General features: G+C 47.1%; 6 protein-coding genes. 2 read left to right on the plus strand and 4 right to left on the minus strand.

Annotation, left to right across the window (positions count from 1 at the left end; translation table 11 throughout):
• Nucleotides 1–1818, plus strand: a 1818-nt coding sequence (locus QUA57_RS21610; RefSeq protein WP_333063509.1) for a CHAT domain-containing protein, incomplete at its 5' end; no start/stop codon positions are given.
• A gap of 396 nt (nucleotides 1819–2214) precedes the next feature.
• On the opposite strand, the gene QUA57_RS21615 is transcribed toward QUA57_RS21610, so the two are convergent.
• The 4 genes from QUA57_RS21615 to QUA57_RS21630 form a co-directional block, all read right to left on the minus strand.
• The gene (locus QUA57_RS21615; protein WP_333041287.1) at nucleotides 2215–2628 is read right to left on the minus strand and encodes a hypothetical protein; all 414 of its coding nucleotides are present in this window, start codon (nucleotides 2626–2628) and stop codon (nucleotides 2215–2217) included.
• A gap of 337 nt (nucleotides 2629–2965) precedes the next feature.
• Nucleotides 2966–5116, minus strand: a complete 2151-nt coding sequence (gene ligA, locus QUA57_RS21620) for an NAD-dependent DNA ligase LigA (RefSeq protein WP_333063510.1) — start codon at nucleotides 5114–5116, stop codon at nucleotides 2966–2968.
• A 114-nt stretch (nucleotides 5117–5230) separates the two neighbouring features.
• Nucleotides 5231–6295: a vWA domain-containing protein gene (locus tag QUA57_RS21625; protein ID WP_333041290.1), complete on the minus strand. Its 1065-nt coding sequence runs from the start codon at nucleotides 6293–6295 to the stop codon at nucleotides 5231–5233.
• A gap of 138 nt (nucleotides 6296–6433) precedes the next feature.
• Complete coding sequence (locus QUA57_RS21630; RefSeq protein WP_333063512.1) at nucleotides 6434–7414, minus strand: Npun_R2479 family HD domain-containing metalloprotein; 981 nt, start codon at nucleotides 7412–7414, stop codon at nucleotides 6434–6436.
• Nucleotides 7415–7700: 286 nt separating this feature from the next.
• Here QUA57_RS21630 and QUA57_RS21635 point away from each other — a divergent pair, with 286 nt between their 5' ends.
• Nucleotides 7701–9446, plus strand: coding sequence for an alpha/beta hydrolase (locus QUA57_RS21635; RefSeq protein ID WP_333063511.1), 1746 nt, complete (start codon nucleotides 7701–7703; stop codon nucleotides 9444–9446).
• The last annotated feature ends 274 nt before the right edge of the window (nucleotides 9447–9720 follow it).

The following is a 9720-nucleotide window of genomic DNA, read 5'->3' on the forward strand; positions in this document are numbered from 1 at the left end:
GTAGTAAGTCCCACTCCGACTCCGAGTGAAACTCCCACTCCGCTGGAAACTCCCACTCCGACTCCGAGTGAAACTCCCACTCCGGTAGTAAGTCCCACTCCGACTCCGAGTGAAACTCCAACTCCGGTAGTAAGTCCCACTCCGACTCCGAGTGAAACTCCCACTCCGCTGGAAACTCCCACTCCGACTCCGAGTGAAACTCCAACTCCGCTGGAAACTCCCACTCCGACTCCGAGTGAAACTCCCACTCCGCTGGAAACTCCCACTCCGACTCCGAGTGTCACTCCCACTCCGAGTGTCACTCCCACTCCGATGGCTTCTACGGAAATACAACTGCCCGCACCTGTGGCAACACCAGCATCGCCCGCACCCGAACCCTCAACCTCCGATGCACAAGACTTTAAACGCCCCGAAATTCGATCGCTAGACAATCCCGGTGTTGCTGCTGCCGATCGAGTTTTAACCATCGATCCAAGTATCACCAGTCAATTACCCGCTGGCATCGTAGCCTCTTCACCCGCATTCAAACAAGCACTAACAGTTAACCCTACTTCTAATTTAATTTTGGGATACGCCCCGCCTCCCGATCGACTTTTTGAAGGTAACGACCTACAGAAAACACTCTGGGGAATCGAAGAAATGAGGAATCAAGAATTTGGACAATACTTGGGGGTAACAGCCAACCTCCCAGAGGAAAAAGTCTTAATTTCGACAGCCCAACAAACTTTACAAAATATCGAACAGCAAACCGGCAAGCGGTCTGGTATTATCTACATAGTCTCGCGAGAAGATCAACTCGAACTAATTTTAGTTCCTCCCGTCGGGCAACCGATTCACTACAGCGTCCCCGAAGCCAACAGAGCAGCTCTTTTCCCCACCGTCCAGGAGTTTCGCGCTGAAATCACCAATCCCGCAAAACGCGCTAGTACCAGCTATCTAGCCGCCGCCCAGCAATTATATAAATGGGCGATCGCACCCCTAGAAAAAGACTTAGAAAACTTAGGAATTCAAACTTTATTACTGTCAGTCGATCCCGGATTGCGGAGCCTGCCCTTTGCAGCTTTACACGACGGTAAAGGCTTCTTGATTGAAAAATACAGTTTCAGCCTAATTCCAAGTTTTAGTTCGACTAATACCGATTATAAAGCTGTTAGAGACGCCACCGTGCTAGCAATGGGAAGGTCAGAATTTGTTGACCAACAGCCCTTGCCCAGTGTGCCGATCGAATTGCAGGCGATTTCGACTCAGTGGCAGAGTCCATCTTTCCTCAATTCTACTTTCACTGTAGAGAATCTCAACTCGGAACACGTCAAGGGAGGATTTCGGATCGTTCATCTAGCAACTCACGCTGAATTCAAACCGGGAAAAGCGAGCAATTCCTACATTCAACTGTGGAATTCCAAATTGCAGCTCGATCGCATGGAGAGTTTAAATTGGCGCAATCCGCAGGTAGACTTGTTAGTATTAAGTGCTTGTAGAACTGCTATGGGCGATCGGGAAGCAGAATTAGGTTTTGGAGGTTTAGCAGTAAAATCCGGCGCGAAATCTGCTTTAGGGAGTTTGTGGTATGTTGACGATGGAGGCACTTTGGGGCTGATGAGCGAATTTTACCACCAGTTGCGAGGAACCACAACTAAGGCAGAAGCTTTGCAACTGGCTCAACAAGCAATAATGTCCGGTAAAGTGCGCCTGGAAAACGGACAGCTAGTAACAACAGGCGGCAAGTTAAATTTACCTGCTAATTTACAACAAGCAAACCAAAATTTTTCTCATCCTTATTATTGGAGTAGTTTCACCATGATCGGAAGCCCTTGGTAAGCTCCCATTTTTATCTTTCTGTCTCCGCTTCTTAGGGATGAAAGTTTCTACAGTAGTGGCAATGCCCGCTTGGGGTGGTTGGGGCGGTTCCTCCGTGGCTGCCGCAATTTCAACCGCCGGTCCAGGGGGTTTGGAACTCTATTTCTGTTTCATCACCACTAAAGTAATATCATCAAAAACCTGTGGATCGCCAATATACTGCCGCCCCTCATCTATCACAGATTACCTCATGGCAATAGCAGGTAACTTTCATTACCTGCTAATTTACAACAAGAAAAACAAGAGTTTTCTGATCTTTATTGCTGGAGTATTTTCACGGTGAGATTTTCTTTGTAAGTCCCATACTTTAATTAGCAAATCTGTTCGTTCAACAATCATTTCTAACCCGCAGATGCTCTATCTAGGGTTGGTCTGTCTCGGATTTGGGGCCGCAGTTCCGTAATTGACTCGACAGCCGATATTGAACAAACTCGAACTGCACTCAAGAGGCACAATCTGCTGGTCGAGGAGGGCGCTGCAACTGACATACTCGTCGTTATTAGTATCTCTTACCATACATTCGATCGGGTTAGCTCCCGATCGCGCCGACCAACTCTTCATACCTACGACTGCAATCATATGCTGCCAGTAGAAAGCAAATAGCAACACTGCAAAGAGTACAGCAACGGCTAATCCTGCTTTCAACTTCCAATTATTTAGGACGTTTCCCAAACTATTTTTTACGTTTTCCACTCCAGAAATTGAGCTTTCGGTAGTTATTTCTGGAGTTGTCAAGTTTGTTTGTGTTTGTTCTGCTGGAATTTCAGACATAATGTATCTCCTATGATTGCTGGGATTTGGCTAAGCTCGCAGTTGCCATAGCTATTGCAAACTTTATCAAATTTTAGCAAAACTAGCCTGTACCGACAACTGATTCGGGCAGCACCGCCGGGGAAGTATGTATATTCACCAAGTGTGATCGCAATTTCTATGCCTTTTGAGGTATTGCCCAATTCGCGCTCGGCTATTTTGCACCTAGGGCAATAGAATTGTTAGGCATTTTCTTTGAAAACGGCTGAAATGAATCAGCGCTTTTTTTGGGAACCGCAGAGAGCGCAGAGGGCGCAGAGAAAGAGGAAAGAGAAATATATTGAATTTCCCCAATCATTTATGGTTCCGATAGCAGTTCGAGTAACTCTGATTCCGAAAGTAGTTCGATTCCTAAAGATTGAGCCTTTTCCAACTTAGAACCAGCATCTTCTCCCACAACCACATAATCAGTTTTAGCACTCACAGAACTTGTGACTTTACCTCCTGCTTTTTGAATCAAATCTTTAGCTTCATCTCGTTTCAAAGTGGGCAAAGTTCCGGTAAGCACAAAGCTTTTGCCTGCAAGTTGTAAATTTGTACGGGCTAAATTGGGATTTTTCACTTCTGACTGCAATTGCAAGCCCGCAGTTTTCAACCGTGCAATTAAACTTTGATTTGCTGGCACTCGAAACCACTGATAAACAGCTTGAGCAATTTCCGGCCCGATGCCGTAAACGCCCTCAATCGATGCCGCCGATACCCCTGCTAACTCTTCCACATTTGCAAACCTTTCTGTTAGCAATTGAGCATTCACGCTGCCGACGTGGCGGATGCCCAAGCCGTAAAGTACGCGCGCATAAGGTTGATTTTTCGATTGGGCGATCGCACTTACCAACTTTTCTGCTAACTTCTTACCCATGCGTTCCAAACTCATCAATCTTTCCGCAGTCAAATCGTACAAATCCGCCGCAGAATGCACCAAATTGCTATCAACCATCTGCTGCACCAACTTTTCGCCAACACCGTTAATATCCAGAGCATCCCGGCTGCAAAAATGAATAAGCGAACCCCTCAAAATTGCTGGACAAGATGTATTTATGCAGCGAGTAACGGCCTCCCCCTTTTCCCGAACCACAGGCTGTTCGCATTCGGGACAGCAACTAGGCATTTGGAAAAGTTTAGCATTTTGGGGACGAAGTTCCGGCAAAACTCGCACAACTTCTGGTATAATTTCCCCAGCTTTTCTGACAATCACAGTATCGCCAATGTGCAGGTTGAGATCGGAAAGTCGATCGCTATTATGGAGAGAAGCCCGCGAAACCGTCGTCCCCGCCAACTGCACCGGTTTGAGTTCCGCTACAGGAGTCAGAGCCCCGGTTCTCCCTACTTGCACGGTGACAGCTTCTACTATTGTAGGGACTTCGGCCGCGGGATACTTCAGGGCGATCGCCCAACGCGGAAACCTCTGAGTAAAACCCAATTGTTTTTGTAGCAAAACCGAATTAATCTTAACAACAACCCCATCCGTCATGTAAGGCAAATTCCGTCGTTCAGTATCCCAATATTCGTAATACTCCCGAACCTCATCCAAAGAATAGCAAATTTTGCGATAGGGATTCACCTTAAACCCCATTCGTCGCAACAATTCCAACGAATCCCACTGCGTGTTACCCTCGTTACCCTGATCTAAATGCAGAGTATAAGCAAAGAAATCCAATTTGCGCTTATCCACAATTTTAGAATCCAACTGCCGCAGCGTACCCGCCGCAGCATTGCGAGGATTAGCAAACAATTGTTCCCCTGCTTTTTCCCGTTCCCGATTAATTTCTTCAAACACAGCTAAAGACAAAAAAGCCTCTCCCCGCACTTCCACAACAGGCGGCGGATTATCTAAATTGAGCTTTAAAGGAATCGAGCGAATAGTTTTGACATTTTGAGTAATTTCCTCTCCGGCAATGCCGTCTCCCCGGGTCGCACCGCGAACTAAAACCCCATTTTCATAGGTTAACGCTAAAGCAGAACCGTCAATTTTTAACTCGCAAACATAGGAAACCCCCCCCAACCCCCCCTTGCTAAGGCGGGGAGTAATTTCCCTATTTTCCTGATTGCTAATCGAAGATGTTATTCCATCAAGTCCCCCCCCTTGATCAGGGGGGGTTAGGGGGGGTGCATTTCCTTCTTGACCGGGGGTTAGGGGAGGTGCTACCCTTTGCCAGCGTTCCTGCCATTTAGCAAATTCTTCAAAATTAAAAGCATTTTCCAAACTGTAGAGAGGAATATTGTGTTTGACGCTAAAAAATTGAGTAGCAGGCTGTTCTCCCACCCGCTGAGTCGGACTTTCCGCAGTAATTAATTCAGGATAATCTGATTCTAATTCTTGCAACTGGCGATAAAGTCGATCGTACACCTCATCTGGCATAATCGGTGCATCTAGAACATAATAAGCATAGCTAGCTTGCTGTAGCTGCTGCCTCAACTGTTGAATTTGCTGCTGAATTTCGGGTTGCATATTAATTTGAAAGTGTATATTTTTTAACAGCAGACCATAACACAAACACAGAGAATAGAGATTTTACCCCGATCTGCATCGATCTGCGGTTGTTGTTTGGACATTTAAGATTGATTAACGATCCCAATCTTCAACTTCATAAAGGAAACGAGTTCCCCCCATCAGCTTGCGATTTGCCGAGGTACTTTGCACAAAAACCGCATACTTTTCTAGATTGCTCGGTTTGATGCGAACAGTCTCGCCCATTGGCAAACCCAACATTTCTCGCGCAGCTTCTCCTTCAAACAAATCCCCTGTGGAACGATCCATCAGCACAATTTCTTTTTTACCTTGGATAGTTTCTGTTTTAGTAAATTCATAAAACCCGCGCCCGGTTTTAAAAGTCAAACCATTCTCCAGAACAAAAGCTTTAATTGAAATCTCGCTGTCAACTTCTAAAATCTGAAATCTCCCCGGTTTTACGGCTCGCAATTCTGCTGATTCGTAAACAGCAACACCTTCCCGGTTCAGCATGGTATTAAACATTTTGTTTAATCCACGATTCATGCGACCTTGACTGACAACTTCTTGTTCGTAAGCTTGCAGTTGTTCGTTAGATGACTGTTGGTAACAAACTGCTAAAAATAAATCTGTAATGTATGAAAATTGGTCTAGATTGAGGTGAAAACCGCCAGACTTTTCGGCTAGTTCTTTATAGAATAAAGTAGCGTGCTGGCGGTTGAGAGCTTGGATGCCGTAAACGGTAATTCCCATCTGTGCTAACTTATCTACTTCCTTACGCCAGTTAAGTTTTTGAGGAGTTTGAGCGGGTGCGTGGGGGATGTCGTCGCCAATTAGTACCAAGGTTTTGGAATTAGTTGGAGTCCAAGAAAGTGACTGAGCTTCGTGCAAGACTAATTCGTAACATTCTGGAGCATCGCCGCCGCCAGTTGGCTCTACATTTTGAACAAAATTGCAAATCGTGCCGACATCGCCAGACAAATCGAGGTGTTTAGTTACGTATGTGCTGCCAGCATCGCAATAGTCTCCGTGGGCAATAATGCCAATCCGAATGCCAGGAATTTCATCTAGCAGTCTCGTTACCGTCTCTTTGATTTTCCGACGAACTTGCGTCAAACAAGGGTACATACTGCCAGTTGTATCAAAGCTAAAAACGACTTCAATATTGTTGGTTTCCATGACATAACTATTCCTAATAAACCACGATTTATTAGCTATACTATAGCTTACAAGGAAGGAGTCAGCAACTTAAAAATTACCTTTTTTGTTACTAACTATGACTCCTGTTTTTAGCTGCCGAATTCAGGGCGTAAATCATCATAAATTCAAGTCTGGAAACTCGGTAAATTTCTTGTTTTCCCCGGACATGGAAGGTTGAAGATTCTCACCATCTTTTTCGCCATTCAAGTTGCTATGGGCGCGGGATTTGGTGAATTCTTGAGCGTTGGGCTTGGTGAAAGCGAGCGGTTCAGCGTGTTCTACCTGAAATACATTGGCGTAGAGGTTGGCAATAATTTGTTTGCCTCCCTGGGTCAATTCCAAATAATTCAAAGCTGCTGGAATGTAGGGAAAAACTCCATTCCAATAAAACTTGGCGTAATTTTGCCGCAAATCTCCCGGAGATTTGTAGCCCAAGATTTTATTAGTGCCGACTTCCTCAAATTCGTAGAACAAGGCACTTATTTTTCGCAGGTAATTTGGATCACTCAACTGACCGATCAAATCGGCGGCCCTAGCGAGTCCAGAATAATTGTTTCTGTCTTGATGAGTTTCGCTAGCAGGAACTGGGAAGCGCGTCAATTCAATATTGCGCTTGATTTGTTCGGCATCAATTAATGTGTGGCCGCCGAAGCGTTCGTCAATTACGAGTTTTCCTCGATCGACATGATAAGGAGTTAAACTGGCAGAAGTTGCCCCGATCGGCACAGAAACCATGCCCCCGTCAATACCCGTAGCATATAGTCCCACAGCTTCTTGGTCTTGGCGGCAAACACCTTTGACGTAGCCGATATCGTGACACAGCAGCGAGATCAGGTAGTGCAGCCAATCTTCTGGCGACACTCCCCCTTCGCGAATATGCTTGCCGCGGAGAATCTCTTGTCCCACCAAAGCCACGAGCATTGTGTGTTCCACATTGTGGTACAGAGCATCGCAGTTAGCGATATTTTCCAGAGCCATAGTCCCTGCCCAGGCGATAATTTCAGGGTAGTCAGGCTTGTACTTGCCGTAGGTGCGACGGTAGCCGGCCTGCAACTCTTGCACAAAAGCGTCAATCAGGATAGCAGTTGCATTGAACATCATAAATTCTCTCACTCAGGCTGTAGTTACAAACTTGATCGAAAATATCTTGCATAGCTGAAAAAATAATCAAAGGGCCTTCCAGTAGGTTTGACCCCTCGGCGTTGAATTTTAAATTTCAGCTAGTCTTGTCAGGTCAGAAAATTTCTTTTTTGGCTATGCTTCCCAAGATAACCTAATTTCTGAAGTATCCGAAGCAACAGAGCGATTTTTGGGTATTAAATTTTGACGAAACAATTTACATCGTTTCACCGACTAATTATTAGAAGTCCTAGGTGTGAAAGTTATGAACTGTCTTTTTTCGAGCCTCTCCACTGCTGCCCTTCGCACTCGGCGGTCGATCGCCCAAAAATACCTAGGATTGTGTGCATTCACGGCTGTTTGCACCGCCGCACCGGCAATGGGTGCCGAGCGAATTTACGTAACTTACGGGCCGCTAGAAGAATCAGTTCCCATCGAATCCCTGGCACTTTTAGCCAAAGAAGGCAAAATAGACTCAAACTTGGACGGCTTCGCTCAGTACATCAAAGAATCTCAGCTAGCTGAGATTCGCAGCGCCCTGCAAGCGAAAGCTGAAATCAGCCCCGTGACGATCGCCCAATTCCTTTACACGCCTCAAGGAGAAGTGCTGCTGAGACGCTTAGGCCGAGTAATTCAAACCAAAGCTCGGCAGCCTGGATTTTATGCCATCCGAGCCGCCCTGATTTTAGCAGCCTCAGATCCAGAAGGCCTGACAATTCTCAACGTGCTGCGGAAATTCCCCACCTATGGCATCAGGATTGACATCGCCCGCGCCTTGGGTATCGCCAACGAGCTGACATCGCTGATCAACCGTTCCAATCAGACGATCGCGGGAGTCGCCCAGTTGTCCGAAGCACAAGCAGCCTCTGAACCCGCCATACCCCCGGCCCAAATGCAGCAACCCCAGCTACCGGGCCCCTATACTTGGAAAAAATCATCGGTAACTGTGACGAGTCCAAATCGCCCTCGCACGTTTGATATGGACATATACCTGCCGCAGGGCAGCCCGCAACCGGCCCCAGTAGTAGTAATTTCTCACGGTTTAGGTTCCGATCGCCTTTCCTTCGAGTATTTAGCAAAACACCTAGCCTCCTACGGCTTTGCCGTCGCCGTCCCCGAACACCCCGGCAGCAACGCCCAACAAATCCAAGACTTAGTAACAGGCAGAGCCAATCAAGTAGCAGAACCAGCAGAATTTGTCAACCGCCCCCTCGACATCAAAGATCTGCTCGATTATTTAACCAAACTATCTACAACCGACCCGACCTACCAAGGGCAGCTTGACTTGCAGCGAGTCGGCGTCATAGGCCAGTCTTTCGGTGGCTATACGGCTTTAGCATTAGCCGGGGCGGAGATTAATTTTGCACAGCTAGACAAAGATTGCGGACTCGAAAACGATACTTGGAACCTCTCCCTACTGTTGCAGTGCCGCGCCCGCGGCCTAGAGCGCAACCAGTACAATTTCGACGACCCGCGCGTCAAAGCTGCGATCGCCGTCAACCCGATCGTCAGCAGCATTCTCGGAGAAACAAACCTCAGCAAAATCCAAATCCCAGTCATGCTAATCGCAGGCAGCGCCGATACCGTCGCCCCCGCTTTGCTGGAACAAATTCAACCGTTCACTTGGCTGACATCGCCCAACAAATATCTGGTACTGATGAACAACGGGACTCACTTCTCAACGATCGAGGATTCCCCTCAAAGCCTCTTTCTGCCACCACCAGAGGTCATCGGGCCGGAACCAGTTTTAGCCCGCCGCTACCTCAGCGGACTCAGCCTAGCTTTCATGGAAAGCTATTTGAACAACAAATCCAATTTCCGCCCGTATTTGGAGCCATCCTACGCTTTAAGCATCTCCCGAGACACTCTCGGACTGAGAATTTTGCGATCGCTCACCCCGCAGCAACTCCAGCAGTTCAGGATTTCTCCACCTGCTCGCAGGCCAGTCTCTCCGCCTGTCCTCGCTCCTGTTCCTCTACCTTCTCCACCTCCGATCGCTCCCGTTCGTTAGGGTTGAGGTGCGCCGCGTGTGCACGCTGGCATCTATTTTCGTGCGGGGGCGATCGGCCCTGTCTCTCCTTTCATCAGCTTTCCTAATCACACTCATCAGTTTAACTGTCGCTCAACCCCTTTACAAACGTTAACAACACCGTTAATAATATAAACATCATCCGAACATTGACAACCAAATACAGCAATCATAAAACCATGACAACAACCTTACAGCAGCGCGAAAGCGCCAATGTCTGGGAACGCTTTTGTGAGTGGGTAACATCAACCGACAA

Source organism: Microcoleus sp. Pol7_B2 (genome assembly GCF_036701035.1).
Classification (GTDB): Bacteria; Cyanobacteriota; Cyanobacteriia; order Cyanobacteriales; family Microcoleaceae; genus Microcoleus.